Source organism: Aerococcus sp. 150760013-2 (assembly GCF_053627715.1).
In genome coordinates this window covers 47,757-64,117 of record NZ_JBSEYI010000006.1, presented here as the reverse complement: position 1 = coordinate 64,117, position 16,361 = coordinate 47,757, and the positions used below count along the sequence as shown (strand labels likewise).

At 39.9% G+C, this 16,361-nt stretch carries 17 protein-coding genes; 15 read left to right on the top strand and 2 right to left on the bottom strand.

Annotated elements, in window-relative coordinates; genetic code table 11:
- Positions 1-44 precede the first annotated feature (44 nt).
- From ACUW85_RS04330 to cspD, 15 genes are all read left to right on the top strand, one after another.
- The gene (locus ACUW85_RS04330; RefSeq protein WP_182023340.1) at positions 45-425 is read left to right on the top strand and encodes a hypothetical protein; all 381 of its coding nucleotides are present in this window, start codon (positions 45-47) and stop codon (positions 423-425) included.
- Entirely contained in the window at positions 418-753 is a 336-nt protein-coding gene (locus ACUW85_RS04325; RefSeq protein WP_182023341.1) for a hypothetical protein, read from the top strand. Before ACUW85_RS04330 ends, ACUW85_RS04325 begins: the two co-directional genes overlap by 8 nt.
- On the top strand, positions 743-985 hold the full coding sequence (locus tag ACUW85_RS04320; protein WP_182023342.1) for a hypothetical protein: 243 nt from the start codon (positions 743-745) through the stop codon (positions 983-985). Before ACUW85_RS04325 ends, ACUW85_RS04320 begins: the two co-directional genes overlap by 11 nt.
- Positions 985-2,217: an N-acetylmuramoyl-L-alanine amidase gene (locus tag ACUW85_RS04315; RefSeq protein WP_182023343.1), complete on the top strand. Its 1,233-nt coding sequence runs from the start codon at positions 985-987 to the stop codon at positions 2,215-2,217. The genes ACUW85_RS04320 and ACUW85_RS04315 overlap by 1 nt, the downstream gene beginning before the upstream one ends.
- A 27-nt stretch (positions 2,218-2,244) precedes the next feature.
- The gene (locus ACUW85_RS04310; RefSeq protein WP_182023344.1) at positions 2,245-2,541 is read left to right on the top strand and encodes a hypothetical protein; all 297 of its coding nucleotides are present in this window, start codon (positions 2,245-2,247) and stop codon (positions 2,539-2,541) included.
- Between the two features lie 704 nt (positions 2,542-3,245).
- Positions 3,246-3,917, top strand: coding sequence for a rhomboid family intramembrane serine protease (locus tag ACUW85_RS04305; RefSeq protein WP_048729184.1), 672 nt, complete (start codon positions 3,246-3,248; stop codon positions 3,915-3,917).
- Between the two features lie 10 nt (positions 3,918-3,927).
- A complete protein-coding gene (locus ACUW85_RS04300; RefSeq protein ID WP_048729185.1) occupies positions 3,928-4,500 on the top strand; it encodes a 5-formyltetrahydrofolate cyclo-ligase in 573 nt (190 codons plus the stop codon).
- A gap of 105 nt (positions 4,501-4,605) precedes the next feature.
- Positions 4,606-5,574 carry an ROK family glucokinase gene (locus ACUW85_RS04295; protein WP_149255797.1) on the top strand — a complete coding sequence of 323 codons (969 nt, stop codon included), beginning with the start codon at positions 4,606-4,608 and terminating at the stop codon, positions 5,572-5,574.
- Between the two features lie 31 nt (positions 5,575-5,605).
- On the top strand, positions 5,606-6,004 hold the full coding sequence (locus tag ACUW85_RS04290) for a rhodanese-like domain-containing protein (RefSeq protein WP_048729187.1): 399 nt from the start codon (positions 5,606-5,608) through the stop codon (positions 6,002-6,004).
- A 590-nt stretch (positions 6,005-6,594) separates the two neighbouring features.
- Positions 6,595-9,231 (top strand): valine--tRNA ligase, encoded by a 2,637-nt coding sequence (locus tag ACUW85_RS04285; protein ID WP_149255796.1) that lies wholly within the window; start codon positions 6,595-6,597, stop codon positions 9,229-9,231.
- 180 nt (positions 9,232-9,411) lie between these two features.
- The gene (locus ACUW85_RS04280) at positions 9,412-10,656 is read left to right on the top strand and encodes a bifunctional folylpolyglutamate synthase/dihydrofolate synthase (RefSeq protein WP_149256679.1); all 1,245 of its coding nucleotides are present in this window, start codon (positions 9,412-9,414) and stop codon (positions 10,654-10,656) included.
- Entirely contained in the window at positions 10,634-11,278 is a 645-nt protein-coding gene (locus ACUW85_RS04275) for an HAD family hydrolase (protein WP_149255795.1), read from the top strand. Before ACUW85_RS04280 ends, ACUW85_RS04275 begins: the two co-directional genes overlap by 23 nt.
- A 210-nt stretch (positions 11,279-11,488) precedes the next feature.
- Complete coding sequence (locus ACUW85_RS04270; protein WP_149255794.1) at positions 11,489-13,165, top strand: formate--tetrahydrofolate ligase; 1,677 nt, start codon at positions 11,489-11,491, stop codon at positions 13,163-13,165.
- 175 nt (positions 13,166-13,340) lie between these two features.
- Positions 13,341-14,045, top strand: a complete 705-nt coding sequence (gene radC, locus ACUW85_RS04265; RefSeq protein WP_048729512.1) for a RadC family protein — start codon at positions 13,341-13,343, stop codon at positions 14,043-14,045.
- A gap of 187 nt (positions 14,046-14,232) precedes the next feature.
- Positions 14,233-14,433, top strand: a complete 201-nt coding sequence (cspD, locus tag ACUW85_RS04260; protein WP_016896897.1) for a cold-shock protein CspD — start codon at positions 14,233-14,235, stop codon at positions 14,431-14,433.
- 442 nt (positions 14,434-14,875) lie between these two features.
- Here cspD and ACUW85_RS04255 read toward each other — a convergent pair whose 3' ends face one another.
- Together ACUW85_RS04255 and ACUW85_RS04250 are read right to left on the bottom strand one after the other, a co-directional pair.
- Positions 14,876-15,604 (bottom strand): hypothetical protein, encoded by a 729-nt coding sequence (locus tag ACUW85_RS04255; protein ID WP_182023345.1) that lies wholly within the window; start codon positions 15,602-15,604, stop codon positions 14,876-14,878.
- Positions 15,605-16,171, bottom strand: a complete 567-nt coding sequence (locus tag ACUW85_RS04250; RefSeq protein ID WP_149315403.1) for a tRNA (mnm(5)s(2)U34)-methyltransferase — start codon at positions 16,169-16,171, stop codon at positions 15,605-15,607.
- Between the last annotated feature and the right edge of the window lie 190 nt (positions 16,172-16,361).

Sequence of the window (16,361 nt, the reverse complement as noted above, 5' to 3'; positions counted from 1 at the left end):
GGGTTGCTTTTTTTCTGTATAAAATTTTGAAAGGAGCGTGAGAAATGAAAGGAATTAAAGAGCATATCATCTACTACTACTACTCATATCTATTGTCGTTAACGTCCATTGCGTACGGATGGAAATTGATTGGACATCCCGAAATCTTACAAACTTATAAAGTTTATCAAAAAATACGAGACGTATTCGACCACCGCTTTATAGGTGTTTTTTTCTTGGTTTTAGGAGTGTTATATGCAATTGCAACGATTTTAGACCTCAAAAGAATCAAGCGGCTGACACTTCCAGTTTTCAGTTTTATTTGGACGTTCTTTGGCTTTAGTTTCATTTTAACCGAGCCACCAAATACAGTCGGGGTGCTAACCTTATGCGTGGCACTACTAGGCTTTGGTGTTTCGCTGAGAGGGGACTTTAAAGATGGATAATTTAAACCCACTTTTAATCGCCATTGTGCCAGCCCTATTGACTTATTTGGGGACTAAGTATAAGAGCCAAAGTGAGAGAGAACAGTATGCCAGTAGCGCTTGGAAACAACTTTATGACGAAACCAAAGAGCGCATGGATGACTTGCAAAAACAAGTAGAAGTGTTAAGCAAGCAAATGGAAGAAATGAAAACCGTCCATGCAAAAGAAGTCGAAAAACTGGAAAGCCAAAACACTGAATTGAAAGAAGAAAATAGACAATTAAGAGTAGAAAATGCGAATTACAAGAACAGGTTGATCGAGTTAGGAGATAATTTTAATGGAGTTTAATTTATTCATCATCCCACTAACAATGATTATCACGCAGTTATTAAAAGGGTACGTACCGACAAAGTACGTGCCTTTTTTAGCGGTTTTAATTGGGTTGTTAGCTGGTTTAGGTTACGGCGCATATTATGGTGGCGACTTGTTCGCACAGGCTTTTAATGGCCTTGTATACGGTGCGAGTGCTAGTGGTATCTATGATATTGGAGCAAGCCAAATTAAAGAGGAGGTAGTGTAATGACTTACACAATTCAAAAAGATTTAACCTTAATCAATAAAGGCGATAAAGGTTTGAACAAACCGCAGTGGATCATCGAACATTTTGTGGGTGCTGCCGGACAAGCTAAAGGAAATGCTAACTATTTCAAATCAGTATATCGTGGTGCGTCTGCTCATTACTTTGTTGACCCTAACAATATTATCCAAGTAGTAGAAGATGATACACCGGGATGGCACGTTGGCGATGGATACCGTACTGGCAAAGGTGCTTACAATGGTTATCACGGCTATGGTGCTACAAATAATAACTCAATCGGTATTGAAATGTGTCAAGATACGTCAACTGGTAAAGACGTTTGGCATTGGGAATTCGACCCAGAAACTATCAAGCGTGCTAAGTGGCTAACTAAGCAATTACAGAAAAAATATAACATTCCGGATGAGCGTGTAATTCGTCATTATGACGTGTCTGGTAAAATCTGCCCCGGTAACTGGCAATGGAATGACTGGAAAAAATGGCGTGAATTTAAAGCTGAATTGGCTGGGTATAAAGTTGCTCAACAAGCTGCGAACACCACTCAAAATGATGGCTACGTTTCTGTTACAGCTAAAATGCACACCGTACAAATTGGTGAAACTTTACGTACGATTGCTAAAAAATATGATATGACTGTTGATAACTTGGTTAAATGGAATAAGTTAGAAAATCCTAACTTAATTTTCCCAGAATCAAAATTGTACGTAGCTAATCCAACAGCTACAGCTTCAACTGGTCAGCAGTTACATTTACCAGCAAGTGCTAAAACGTGGCGAGTATATAACGCAAGTGGCCCATATACTAGCAACTATGCTATCCACCAGTTAACACCTTCCGAATTCGGAGGTTTAACTTATGACATTCTAGGTAATCCAGCCCCACACGTTTATCTAATTAAAACAAGCGTTAAAGGTAAAGTAGCCATCTATGCTGGACCGGGAACAGGAGCTACTATCACAGGCAAGGGTGGTAGCGTGTCTAACACGACCAAGAAACTATACTTACCAGCTAGTGCTGACACTTGGCGTGTATATCGTGTCAAAGGACCTTATACAGTTGGTAATGAGATCCATTTACTAACACCTAAGAAATTCGGTGGCTTGACTTACGACATCGTGGGTAATCCAGCGAAAGATATTTACTTAATTGATACTGACGTAAAAGGTCGAGTTGCTATTTACGCTGGACCGGGGACTGGGGCAACAATCAAATAACAAAAGACTAACAGAGGTGGGTGTACTATGACACTAAAAGCCGATGATTTAATTCCTGTTGATAAAGTTAAGTTTACAGATGAAGACTTGGAAATAGGGCTTATAAATCGTATCAAAAATTCAGAACAATATAAATACTCTGAAAAGATACTCGATTTACGTTATGAAAACGGATTATCATTGGAAGATATGGTTAAAATAACAGAGTTGACCAAATACGAGTATGTTTCACTTGAATGTTCTGATATAGCAGTCGATGTTAGCGTATATAAAAGCGCAATTAAAAACATTGTTAAGAAAATAAATGATGTAAAGAACAATTAAATAGCATTTAAAAGGGCAGCGGACTTAATTGTCTACTGCCCGTTTTTTTATTCTGTTATAATAAATATGGTGATTTTTATGAAATTAATATCGAAATCAATGGTAGATACCAACTTTAGTATTTCAGAATTTTTAAATAAAAAAGGATACGAATATAACAGTGACTACATCTACTTGACTAGCTACCAAAATAATCGTGTGTACATATTGCTAGTTGACGATTCTATCTTCACAATTATGGTAATGGATGGAAACAGATATATCTTTGAAATGGAAAAAGAGGTCTACGGTGTGATGGACGAATTTATAAATGAGATAGAAAAAGTAGCAAAAAAGTAGCAAAAAGTAGCAACTAGTCCATACTAGTTAGAAAATTTATATTCAAAATAGAGGTAAAAACGCTGATTTATAGGTATTTTTGAACTAGTTTAGCCTAGTGCAATTTCAAGATAGATGACCAAAGAGGTAAAATAATCTAATGCAAATTAGATAACTGACTCGGTAACACACAAATAATAAATACGTATTTACTATTGGGAGACCTGCATTGGCGTTTGCGCTGGTGTGGGTCTTTTTTGCCTTTGTTTGTGGTGTCTTGTAGAAGAATCCTAAAGTTTTCTTGTAGGTAACAGCCATTTTGTGATTATCCTGAAAACTAGGGTATAATATGTGAAAGTACATTCGCTATTAAAAAGGAGCTAATCATGTTTACGAGAAAACCTTTTGTGACGTATACCTTGCTAGGTATTCAAATTATTTTATTTATTATGATGGAATTTATGGGCAGTTCCGAAAGTTCTGCAACCTTATTATTATTCGGGGCTAAATTTAATCCTTTAATTGCTGCAGGAGAGTATTGGCGGTTAATTACCCCCATGTTCTTGCATATTGGAATTGTTCATTTATTGATTAATTCTATTACCCTGTATTATTTAGGTAGTATGGTTGAAAATATTGCAGGCCACTGGCGCTATTTGGTGATTTACCTGGCTTCTGGCTTGATGGGGAACTTATTCTCTTACCAATTTTCTGAAAATATCTCAGCTGGGGCATCGACTGCTTTGTTTGGTTTGTTTGCTGTTTTCCTAGCGCTTAAAAATCTCTTCCCGAGAAATCGCCATATCCAAAGCATTGGTTCGCAATATTTAACCCTTGTGGGGATTAACTTGGCCTTTGGTATTATGGGTTCAGGGATTGATATTTGGGGCCATGTGGGCGGATTGGTAGGTGGTTTCTTAATGACCATGGCGCTAATTCGCGGGGAAGGGCCAGATCAACGGTTGACCCAACGGATTGGTTCAGCTGCTACCTTTGTGGTGATTGCTGGGTTTATTTTGATCAACCACGGCATTTTCAATACTTTAATTGGTGGTTAGGAGCGTTTATTTGACAGAAAAGATGAAGACAATTTTAGACAAGAAGGACATTCGCGACCGGACTTTTAAATACTGGGCAGCCTTACCAGAGGTTGACCGAATTGCTTTGCAGGCAGATATTTATGCCCAATTATTTACCAATGAAGCCTTTATTCAAGCCGCTACCATCACCACAACTATTGCCCATCCAGGCGAAATTGATACGAAACCCATTATTGATTACGCCTTAACTATTGGCAAAGAGGTATATGTGCCTAAAACCTATCCTAAACGTCAAATGGCATTTGCTAAGTATCAAGGGATGGATGCCTTGGAGAAGACGAAATTCGGTATTTACGAACCAACAGCAGAAGCTGATTTTATCGATAAAGAGGCGATTGACTTGATGATAGTGCCAGGTTTGTTTTTTAGACCGGACGGGTATCGGGTTGGGCATGGGGGCGGTTTTTACGATATTTTCCTAGCGGATTACCCAGGAAACAAGATTGCCTTAGCCCTTCCGGGTATGGTCTCTGATAAAGTGACCTTTGAAATTGATGATTTTGATATTCCAGTGGACCAAATTATTGTTGGGGAAATATAAATATTATGCAACCGGTATCATTTTTTTGCTTAAAAACCTAAATTTTTTTGCTAAAGTCTGATAAAATAGACTTATATAACTAATAGATAAGAGGGAGTTATGATAATGACTAAGAAAATATTCGGTATCGACCTTGGTGGTACATCAATTAAATTATCAGTTGTTTCAATTGAAGGCGAAATTATTGATAAATGGTCAGTGCCTACAGATATTAAAGAAGATGGCCAACACATTATTCCAGATTTAATTCTAGCTGTTCAAGAAAAAATGCTAGAAAACAATTGGACTAACGAAGATATTTTAGGCATTGGTATGGGGTCTCCAGGCTTTGTAGACCGTGAAAAAGGTACCGTTGCTGGTGCGTATAACTTAGCTTGGGTTGAAGAACAGCCCGTTGCAGATCTGATTCGTAGCCACTTCAACGCAGATTGGCCAATTCTGATTGAAAATGATGCCAATGTTGCTGCTTTGGGTGAGCAATGGAAGGGTGCTGGTGACCACGCAGGTAATGTTGTCTTGGTAACTTTAGGTACCGGTGTTGGCGGTGGTGTAATTGTCAACGACAAGCTGGTTGTTGGACAGGGTGCTGCTGGTGAGATTGGGCATATGTTCTCTAAAGAGGGTGGCCGTAAATGTACTTGTGGTCAACATGGCTGTCTAGAAACTGTGGCATCTGCTTCAGGTATCGTATGGACTGCTGGTGAGTTAGCTTATACCATGGATGATACTGGTTCAATAATTCAAGGACGTATTTTTAACGGTGAACCTGTAACGTCAGAAGATATCTTTAGAGCGGCAGAAGCGGGTGACCAGTTTGCAGAAGCTGTGGTTGATGAAACGATGGGACATTTAGGACGTGCATTAGGGCAAGTTGCTGCTGTAACAAATCCAGAATATATTTTAATTGGTGGTGGGGTTGCCAATGCTGGTCAATACCTATTAGATAAAGTAACAGACAACTTCCATAAGTCTGTATATCCTGGTGTTGGACGGACAACAAGTATTCGTTTAGCTACCTTGGGGAATGATGCAGGTGTGTATGGTGCTGCGTCACTAGTTATGAAAAATGTTTAGTATTTGTCGTTAGAAGGGAAAAACAACACTTATGATCAACTTTGTTACTATCTCTTGGCTTATTTTAATTGTCGTATTATTGGTTTGGGGAGGCTTTTGGTTATACAGCTACCTATTGCGTCGTAACAACGCAACCATGATTTCTCAAGAAGATTTCCAACAAACCATGCAATCGGCACAAATTATTGATATCCGAGAAGCAAATGAATTCAACTCTGCCCACATTTTTGGTGCCCGCAATGTACCGTATTCTACTTTACAACAAGGTGTGCCGGGATTCAGTAAATCACGTCCAATTTATTTATACGCTGATGTGCACAGTTTAACTGGCCGTGCAGCGAAAAAATTAAAAGACGCTGGTTACGATAAAATTTATATTTTAAAAGGTGGCCTTTCTGATTGGGAAGGTAAAACAAAACGTCAAGATTAATAGTTTTGGAAAAGTTAGGAGTTAGCGCTCCTGGCTTTTTTTTAATGTTGTTTATCTTTAAAATGCGTACGCTAGGTAAGATTAGAAGGGGATACTGATGTGGATTAGACCAATGAAGAGACTAGAGACTAGCGTTGGAACTTGCACCCTGTGAAGTTGAGCTCGCCAGGGCAGACAGGTGTCCGCTTCAGGAATATTTGCAGCAAGTGAACTTGCTACGGTATATTTCTTCCAGTGGTACCTGCCTGAGCGCCAAAGCTCTCACCCTTTTCTTGCTTTCTGTTTTTTTCCATGCTATTATTGGCTATGCAAATAATTTAAGTAATTGCTGTGAGGTTTATTGTGTTTGTCTTTAAGCGAGCTTGTGGTTGGTGTGAACAGGTAAGACAGTCAATAATGGTTGCGCAGTAGGCAAAGTGTCGCTTTACTTCGGTGCATACCGTTATCATGTCCTTACAATGAAGTAAAAATGTAGGTGGTACCGAGCAATGAAATTTGCGCCCTATACTATAATTGTCTAAACATAGATTGTTATAGTATAGGGCTTTTATTTTGCCAAAAATATGAATCAAAGAAAGAGGGAAGCTTTCATGAAAGAGACTAATATGTCTACTAAATACCAACCGAATGCGGTTGAAGAAGGTCGCTATGATCAATGGGTAGCGTCAGGTGTATTCGCCCCTAATGAAGATAAAACTGCTGAACCATATTCAATCGTTATTCCACCTCCCAATGTAACTGGTAAATTACATCTAGGTCATGCTTGGGATGTGACTTTACAAGATATGTCTATCCGTCAAAAACGGATGCAAGGTTACGATACTTTATGGTTACCAGGTATGGACCATGCGGGTATCGCAACGCAAGCTAAGGTTGAAGCAAAATTAGCTGAAGAAGGCATTTCTCGTTATGACTTAGGCCGTGAAAAATTCATTGACCAAGTGTGGGATTGGAAAGAAGAATATGCTGAAACAATCCGTCAACAATGGGGTAAGATGGGTATCTCTGTTGATTATTCACGCGAACGTTTTACCTTAGACGACGGTTTAAGTGAAGCTGTGCGTAAAGTCTTCGTTGACTTATACAATAAAGACTTAATTTACCGTGGTGAATATATTATTAACTGGGATCCAAAAGCCCAAACTGCCTTATCTGATATGGAAGTTATTTACTCTGATGATAATGGTGCTTTCTACCATATTTCATATCCATTAACAGATGGATCAGGTTCGTTAGAAATCGCTACAACACGTCCAGAAACCTTGTTAGGGGATACGGCAGTTGCAGTTCACCCAGATGACGACCGTTACACCCACTTAGTTGGTAAAACCATTACTTTACCGCTTGTTGGCCGTGAAATTCCAATCGTTGCGGACGAGTATGTTGAGCGTGAATTTGGGACTGGTATTGTAAAAATTACCCCTGCCCATGACCCTAACGACTTTGCTGTAGGGAACCGTCATGATTTACCACGTATAAACGTGATGAACGCTGACGCAACTATGAACGAAAATGCAGGCGAATTTGCAGGCATGTCTCGTGAAGAAGCCCGTAAAGCAGTCGTTGCTGCCTTAGACGAACAAGGTTTCTTAATCCGTGTTGAAGAAATGGTCCATTCAGTTGGTCACTCTGAACGTACAGGTGTCGTTGTTGAACCACGTCTTTCAACACAGTGGTTTGTTAAAATGCGTCCATTAGCGGACGATTCATTAGAAAACCAAGACACTGAAGACCGTGTTGATTTTTATCCACCTCGTTTTGAAAATACCTTTAAGACCTGGATGGAAAATGCCCACGACTGGGTTATCTCACGTCAATTATGGTGGGGTCACCAAATTCCAGCTTGGTACCACAAAGAAACTGGTGAAATGTATGTCGGTATGGAAGCACCTGCTGACAGCGAAAACTGGGAACAAGATCCAGATGTTTTAGATACTTGGTTTTCATCTGCCTTATGGCCGTTTTCAACTATGGGGTGGCCAGATACTGATGCAGAAGACTTTAAACGCTACTACCCAACTTCAACATTGGTAACAGGGTATGACATTATTTTCTTCTGGGTTGCCCGTATGATTTTCCAAGGGTTGGAATTCACTGGTCGTCGTCCATTCAAGAATGTTTTAATCCACGGTTTAATCCGTGATAGCCAAGGGCGTAAGATGTCCAAATCTCTAGGTAACGGGGTTGACCCAATGGATGTTGTTAACGAGTATGGTGCTGACGCTTTACGTTGGTTCCTAGCAACTGGTTCAACACCTGGTCAAGATATCCGTTTCAACGAAGAGAAACTGGAAGCTGCTTGGAACTTTATTAACAAGATCTGGAATGCTTCTCGTTATGCCATCATGAATCTTGATGACTTAACTTATGATGAAATAGATTTATCAAACGTGACTGAAATCAAAGATCAATGGATTTTAACACGTCTAAATGAAACCATCGCTTCAGTTACTGCAAACTTTGATAAGTTTGAGTTTGGTGAAGCAGGTCGTTCATTGTACCACTTCATCTGGGATGAATTCTGTAACTGGTATATCGAAATGGCTAAAGAAACTTTACAAGGTGAGGACGAAGCTGCGAAAGCGACAACCCGTTCAGTATTGGCCTATACATTAAACAACATTCTACGTTTAATGCACCCAATCATGCCATTTGTAACAGAAGAAATCTGGGCGCATATTCCACATAAAGAGGCATCAATCGTTACAGCTGCGTACCCAACGGCAGATGAAAACTTATCTAATCCAAAAGCTGCTTCTGATATGAACTACGTGATTTCACTGGTTAAAGCAATCCGTAATGCTCGTAACAAACAAAACGTGGCCTTATCTAAACCAATCGAAATCATTGTGAAGCCACGGAACGCTGAAATAGGTCAAGCCCTTGAAGACAACATTGCCTTCATTAACCGCTTCACCAACCCAGAAAGCTTTACGATTGATACAAGTGCTACAGCGCCAGATCAAGCGGTAACCTTATTCTTTGACGGTGGAGACATTTACTTACCATTAGCTGGTTTTATTAACATCGAAGAAGAAATTGCCCGTTTGGAGAAAGAATTAGCCAAATGGCAATCTGAAGTAGACCGGGTTGAGAAGAAATTGTCTAACGAACGCTTTGTGGCCAATGCCCCTGAAGCTGTCGTTGAAGAAGAACGCCAAAAAGGTCAAGATTACCGGGATAAATTAGTTTCTACTAAAGAAAGAATCGCTGAATTACAAGGCTAATTTGACCCAAAATAACCATTTGAGAAGCTGACTTAACTTAAATAGTCGGCTTCTTTTTTCGGATTGAATCACTTAGGCCATGCAGCAAAAATATACCCAGTGATTTACACAAATAAAATACTTTTAAAAGACTTTCCGTGCTAGAATGATGTCTGAAATATGATAATGAAAAATGGGGGCATGAAATTGGGTATTTTAATGCATAATATGGCGCAAATCGAACAATGGTTGGGCGTGTACACTAAGTCGACGCCAAAAGATTTTTCACGGATGGCAAGTGTGCTTGACCGCTACGACCACCCAGAGTTAAAAACACCCGCAATCCACGTGACTGGTACCAACGGCAAGGGGTCAACCTGTCGTTTTATCGAGCAAATGGCGACAGATCACGGTTACTCGACCCTCCTATTCACGTCACCACATTTGGCGTCCATAACAGAACGTATTCGTCACAATAAAGAAAATATCGACGACCAAGCCTTTATTCAACTCATGAACGAAGTCCGTCACCATATCGAAGCCCTAAAAATAGAATCCATGTCCTATTTCGAGGTCCTCACTGTAGCCTTCTTTATCTATGCTGGCCAGGCGGACGTCGATTTACTGATCATTGAAGTAGGGATAGGTGGCGAAAAGGACTACACCAATATTCTCCCACATGCCGTCCGGGTCATCACCTCTATTGGTAAAGACCACATTCCTAGTTTAGGTGAAGATGAATTTGCCATTACCAAGCAAAAAGCCGGCATAATGCACCATGGGGATACCCTGGTTGTTGGGGAAATTGCCCCAGAATACTTGGCTATTATCCAAGACAAAGTGACTCAAGAAGAAGGTCAATTGATTTCTTATAAATTGCAACCGCAGATGGATATTCCGCAACTTGGTTTTTACCAAGTATGGAATGCTCGGACAGCTTACGCTGCTTTTGTCGCTTTTACAAAGGGAAATGGCTTGTATTTTAACCAACAAACAGCCATTGCAGCCATTCAAGCGACATCTTTACCAGGTCGTATGGAATTGATTGCTAACAAGCCAGCCACTTTTATTGATGGCGCCCACAATATTTCAGCCATTAAAGTGTTGCTGAAAGAATTAAAGGCGACTTTTGCGGATAAGAGAATTATCATGTATTTTTCAAGTTTAGACCGTAAGGAAATTAACGACTCACTAGACTATATCCAAGCACATTCAGACATCGAACTATATGTCACCACTTTTGATTATGAAGAAGCGAGAAAAGAAGACGATTATTTAGTCACTACAGATGCGAAATTTGTGAATAATTGGTATGATGATTATAAGCAATCCGCATCAGAAAATGTAGATGCCGTAGTAGTGTTCTGTGGCTCTTTCTACTTTATATCTGAAGTGCGAGAAAAACTACAAAGTGAGGATATCTATGAAAACATCAGTAATTTTTGATATGGACGGGTTAATGCTAGACACTGAGAAGATCTACGCCCAAGTAAACCAAGAAGGATTCGAATCGATAGGAATCGAATTCACCATGGATGACTACCTAAAATATGTTGGGGTTGGCGAGAAAGAGACCCTACAAATGTATGAGGAAGCCATTGGTGACAGAGAAGCAGCAGAAGCCTTATTAGCCCGCGAAGATAAACGTTACTTAGAAATCATCAAAGATAAAGCCCCTGATTTAAAAGACGACTTAATCAAAGTGTTGGATACGTTAGCAGCTAAAAATATTGATTGCTATGTAGCATCATCATCAAATATCGAAACAGTGGAGTATTTATTAGAGGCAACAGGTATCCGCAAATACTTCAAAGGTGTGCTTGGTGGTGACCAAGTTGAAAACGCTAAGCCAGACCCAGAAATCTATCTAAAAGTTGTGGCTGATTTCAACTTAGACAAAGAGAAAACAATCGTATTAGAGGACTCTATTCATGGCGTTAATGCTGCTTATCAAGCAGGTTTAGACGTGATCATGGTCCCTGATTTGGTAGCCCCGGATGATGAAACCTACGACCGCGTTTTAGCAGTCGTTGGCCGTCTTGGTGACGCCTTGCCATTTATCGATTAAGCAAATTTGACTGGTACCCTCGTGGGCCAGTCTTTTTTAATACGAAAGTGCTTTTTAGCAAAAGGGGCAGATGTCAGCTTGCTAGGACCCCTATCTATGGCAATTTGGCTAGCAAAGAGAGAAATCGTCCTTTTTCAAGAAAGTATTAGATTTGCTGTGAAGTATGCTAGAATATAATGAGAAAATGATGTCATAGAAAGAGGTTTTGTCATGTTAACAGATATTCAAATTGCCCAACAAAATGAGTTGGCGCCGATAAGTGAAATTGCTGAAAAAATTGGTTTTAATGTGGACGATATCGATTTATATGGAAAATATAAGGCCAAGGTACCAGCAAAAACCTTGGGAAAAATTGAATCGAATGAGAACGGCAAATTGATTTTGGTAACAGCCATAAACCCGACGCCTGCAGGTGAAGGGAAATCGACAACAACTGTTGGTTTAGGGGACGCATTGAGTCAGCGCGGTAAGTCAACCATGATTGCCTTGCGTGAACCGTCTTTAGGGCCAACTATGGGCGTTAAGGGTGGTGCTGCCGGTGGTGGTTACGCACAAATTCAACCGATGGAAGATATTAACCTGCATTTCACAGGCGATATGCATGCCATTACAACGGCCAATAATACCTTATCTGCCTTAATCGATAACCACATCCACCAAGGGAATGAATTGAATATTGATGTTCGCCGAGTGACTTGGAAGCGGGCAGTTGACTTGAATGACCGGGCCTTACGTGAGGTTACAGTGGCTTTAGGTGGTGTTGGGAACGGCTTCCCGCGTCAAGATGGATTTGACATTACTGTGGCGTCAGAAATTATGGCGATTCTATGTTTAGCGACAGACCTAGAAGACATGCGTGCACGTTTTGCCCGGATTGTCATTGGGGAAAACCGCGACCGTCAGCCAATTACTGTAGCTGATTTGGGGGCTGAAGGTGCTTTAACCTTGGTCATGAAGGACGCAATTGCGCCGAATTTAGTGCAAACTTTGGAGCATACGCCAGCATTTGTGCATGGTGGGCCTTTTGCTAATATTGCCCATGGTTGTAACTCAGTTGTGGCAACACATGCAGCCTTGAAGTTGGCGGATTATGTGGTGACTGAAGCTGGGTTTGGGGCTGATTTAGGGGCCGAGAAATTCATGGACATTAAAGTGCCCGTCCTTGGAAAAGCGCCTGATGCAGTCGTTGTTGTAGCGACTATTCGTTCATTGAAAATGCACGGTGGTGTTTTAGTGAAAGACTTGAATGAAGGCGAAAATGTTGAAGCGGTGGCGGCTGGTTTTGCCAATCTGCAAAAACATATTGAAACCATGCAAAATTTCCAAGTGCCAGTGGTTGTTTGTGTGAATGAATTCGTAACGGATACGGAAGCTGAAGAACAGGTTGTCTTAGACAAATGTGCTGAGCTTGGGGTGGTGTGTGTGAAATCATCTGTATGGGCTGATGGTGGCCAGGGTGGTTTGGACTTGGCGGACGCTGTCGTAGCGGCAATTGATGGTAATGACCAGGAATTTAAAGCGACTTATGCTTATGAAGCAACGAATTTAGAAGAGAAAGCCCGTGCCATTGTGCAGAAAGTTTATGGCGGACGCGATGTTGTCTTTTCTAAGAAAGCTCAAAATCAAATGCATCGTTTCGAGAAAAATGGCTGGGGTAGTTTACCAATCTGTATGGCGAAAACCCAATATTCACTATCTGATGATCCAAAATCCCTAGGTCGACCAAAAGACTTTGATGTGACAGTACGTGAATTGGTACCAAAAATCGGGGCTGGCTTTATTGTAGCCTTGACGGGTGATGTGTTAACGATGCCAGGCTTGCCAAAACATCCAGCAGCCTTGGATATGGATATTAAAAAAGATGGAGAAATCACTGGTTTGTTCTAGGGTTTCCTGTGGCATCAGCTAAAAATATAAGTGGATTTATGAGAGAGCGTGTAGCGAAAGTTGCACGTTTTTCTTTTTGCCAAAAAAATAAAGCGAAACCTGATTTCTATTCATAATTAGATTGGTCAAGTTAGCACTTTTACCACGTATAAATATGGTAGAGGGGTGTGAAAGGATGACTGAAAATCAAGTGTTATTAAAGACAACGATACATGAGCTGCCAGAGGAAATTAGGCCGAGGGAACGGTTGATGACCCACGGGGCAGAATCGTTGACTATGTATGAGTTATTGGCTATTGTATTACGGACGGGGAACCGGAGTTTGAACGCCATTCAATTGGCTATGAAAATTATCCAGCATTTCGGGACGAGGTATGATTTGCGTACGGCATCTTACCATGATTTGATCCAGTTGCCAGGTGTTGGACCAGCTAAGGCGGTTGAAATACAGGCTGCTATAGAGTTTGGCCGGCGCTTATACCAATCTAACCAGGAAAAATTGGGCGTTATTATGTCAACGAAAGATGCGGGGAATTATTGTATTGAGAAGTTGAAAGACCTGCAGCAGGAAAATGTGATGGCCTTATATCTAAATACAAAAAACCAAATCGTTAAAGAGAAGACCATATTCGTTGGAAGTTTAAATGCTTCAGTTGCACATCCAAGGGAAATCTTTAAAGAAGGGGTTCGGGCGTCTGCTGCGCGAATTATTGTCGCCCATAATCATCCGTCAGGTAATCCGTCGCCTTCTCAGGCGGATATCGACTTCACCAGACGGTTGGCTGAAGTGGGGGAGTTGATTGGCATAGAAATATTGGATCACATCATTGTAGGTGGCGATGCTTTCTTAAGTTTACAGGAATATGGTGTTTTTGAATGATAAAAATAACTTTACTTATAATTTATCATTGCTAAATGTATTGATCCATGTTATACTAAAGTAAGAATTTTTGGATAGGTAAAAAGTTATACATTTTTAAAAGTGCTAGGCACTTAAAAGTTTTACTCGAGCCGTGCAAGAATTACTAAAGAAATATGTGCATGAGCACGAGGAGGATTCTATTATTATGGAACAAGGTAAAGTTAAATGGTTTAACGCAGAAAAAGGTTTTGGATTTATCGAACGCGACGGCGCTGACGACGTATTCGTTCACTTCACAGCTATTCAAGGTGACGGGTTCAAATCTTTAGAAGAAGGTCAAGAAGTTTCTTTCGAAATCGAAGATGGAAACCGTGGACCACAAGCAGCTAACGTTGTTAAAGCGTAAATCTAATTTAAATTTTAACAATTAGGGCAACAGCCCACAAGACTAGTTAAACATCTGTTTAGCTAGTCTTTTTTTTTTGCTTTAAATTTGAAAGATATTGAAATATCGGAGATCTCTAGCGACCTAGAAGCAGCAAAAAGTTCGCATTTGTATTCAAGTATCATTCGATGTTTCAAAAATAGGCTCTCTTTTATTCGACCTATTCGTAGCTATATGGGCTTCTTATGCAGGGAATTTATTATCGAAAATTGATTCTAAACATTGTTCATTTAAAATGAAAAGTTAATTTTTTGGGACTATATATTGTGGATATTATTGAGATGATTTTAAAGGCTGTCTCGATAATATCCTTTTTCTTATCCTTCATTTCAAATATGCTAACAAAATAACAAAACCCGCTTTGATTTGGTCCTAGCAACCATTCAAAGCGGGTTCTTTTAATTTATTGTCTCTTTTTAAGGAATAGGCTGTAAACCATAATCACTAATGAAATGATGAATAAAGCGATTGTTTGACCATTTAATGATTCTGGAATAATGAAGCTTGCAGCGATAGCGACGATCAAGACGACAACCGCAAAGCTAGCCAGTAATTTCATCATTCTTGCTGAGTTAGATTTTTTACCAGCGATTTCTACGCCTTCAGAACGGTAATCCATGAATAAGCTAGATAACCAGGAGAATACTGCTAGGTAGAATAGGAATTTGATAAGGCCTAAACCGGTTAATAAGACTTGCGCGTTGGCCATTTCTACGATGTTTTGCATGATGACCATTTCCATTGCGATAAATAATGGGGGCAATACTGGCAGTAAGTTATGCGTACCAATCACTAAATGAATCAATAACCATTGTAGGAAGAGTAATCCTTTTGCCAAAATAGTTACGGGACTAAAAATTAAAATGGCGATTAGGGCAACTTCGACCACACCTAAGATGATCATATTCTTAATGAGTGTGAGTCCTTTTTGCTTAGAAAATAATAAGTAGACCTGTGTAAGTAAAAATTGCCAGAATATTAATAGTAGAAAATTTGCCCAGTTAAACGTGTTGACTGCTTGTAATGTCATGAAGGCGGGGACTGCCATGAGACATACGAGTAGGACATGGAAAATTGCTGGGACAAGAATTTGGCGGTTTTTGCTACCGGCCATGGATTTGATTGCTGCCATTTATTGTCTCCTTTCAACGATAAATAATCGTGGAGGTAGGTTTTTTTGGTTCAAAAAATTGAACATAGCTACATTATAACTTTTTTGGTCGCATTTTTCGAGATAAGATTGAACCGCTTCAAATTCTTCCATACCACCCGGATGACCAACGTATGAAGCAATCAGTAACACCCCCATCTTATCTAAGCGTTCAAGGACCGTTTGAATGGCTTTGATAGTGGTCTCTGATTGGGTGATGATTTCCTTATCTCCACTAGGCAAATAACCGAGGTTGAAGATGGCTAATTGCAATTTCTCATCGGCCGGAATGACTTGGTCTAATTCGCTATGGTCTTTTACAAACAATTTTGTATTTTTAAATTTTGCCTCTTTAAAAAGGCGTTTTTCAGCGAATGCAATCGCCTGTGCTTGTATGTCTAAGCCGTAGACGATACCTTCAGGGCCAACTAGTTGTGAAAGCAGCAGGGTATCATTACCTTTACCTACCGTCGCGTCTAATACATGGTCACCATTGTGAATTTTTTCTTTCATTATTTGATGCGTCACGGTGACAATATTTTGAAACATACCATTCCTTCTTTCTACATTAATAGCTTAATCTACCGTAGGTTTTCGGTAAACAATATTACACTAATATTACAAATATTAAATAATAACATCAACACAAATTAAGTCTTTCTTAATAAAATTATTTTAGATAGAATTTAGGTTGTGAAAGTTTAGTTTTTTTGACAATTAAAAAATTACAAGGGGGAGT

Coding starts and splice junctions, on each gene's coding strand:
- ACUW85_RS04330 (WP_182023340.1), top strand. CDS start 45: ATGAAAGGAATTAAAGAGCATATCATCTACTACTACTACTCATATCTA.
- ACUW85_RS04325 (WP_182023341.1), top strand. CDS start 418: ATGGATAATTTAAACCCACTTTTAATCGCCATTGTGCCAGCCCTATTG.
- ACUW85_RS04320 (WP_182023342.1), top strand. CDS start 743: ATGGAGTTTAATTTATTCATCATCCCACTAACAATGATTATCACGCAG.
- ACUW85_RS04315 (WP_182023343.1), top strand. CDS start 985: ATGACTTACACAATTCAAAAAGATTTAACCTTAATCAATAAAGGCGAT.
- ACUW85_RS04310 (WP_182023344.1), top strand. CDS start 2,245: ATGACACTAAAAGCCGATGATTTAATTCCTGTTGATAAAGTTAAGTTT.
- ACUW85_RS04305 (WP_048729184.1), top strand. CDS start 3,246: ATGTTTACGAGAAAACCTTTTGTGACGTATACCTTGCTAGGTATTCAA.
- ACUW85_RS04295 (WP_149255797.1), top strand. CDS start 4,606: ATGACTAAGAAAATATTCGGTATCGACCTTGGTGGTACATCAATTAAA.
- ACUW85_RS04290 (WP_048729187.1), top strand. CDS start 5,606: ATGATCAACTTTGTTACTATCTCTTGGCTTATTTTAATTGTCGTATTA.
- ACUW85_RS04285 (WP_149255796.1), top strand. CDS start 6,595: ATGAAAGAGACTAATATGTCTACTAAATACCAACCGAATGCGGTTGAA.
- ACUW85_RS04280 (WP_149256679.1), top strand. CDS start 9,412: ATGAAATTGGGTATTTTAATGCATAATATGGCGCAAATCGAACAATGG.
- ACUW85_RS04275 (WP_149255795.1), top strand. CDS start 10,634: ATGAAAACATCAGTAATTTTTGATATGGACGGGTTAATGCTAGACACT.
- ACUW85_RS04270 (WP_149255794.1), top strand. CDS start 11,489: ATGTTAACAGATATTCAAATTGCCCAACAAAATGAGTTGGCGCCGATA.
- radC (WP_048729512.1), top strand. CDS start 13,341: ATGACTGAAAATCAAGTGTTATTAAAGACAACGATACATGAGCTGCCA.
- cspD (WP_016896897.1), top strand. CDS start 14,233: ATGGAACAAGGTAAAGTTAAATGGTTTAACGCAGAAAAAGGTTTTGGA.
- ACUW85_RS04255 (WP_182023345.1), bottom strand. CDS start 15,604: ATGGCAGCAATCAAATCCATGGCCGGTAGCAAAAACCGCCAAATTCTT.
- ACUW85_RS04250 (WP_149315403.1), bottom strand. CDS start 16,171: ATGTTTCAAAATATTGTCACCGTGACGCATCAAATAATGAAAGAAAAA.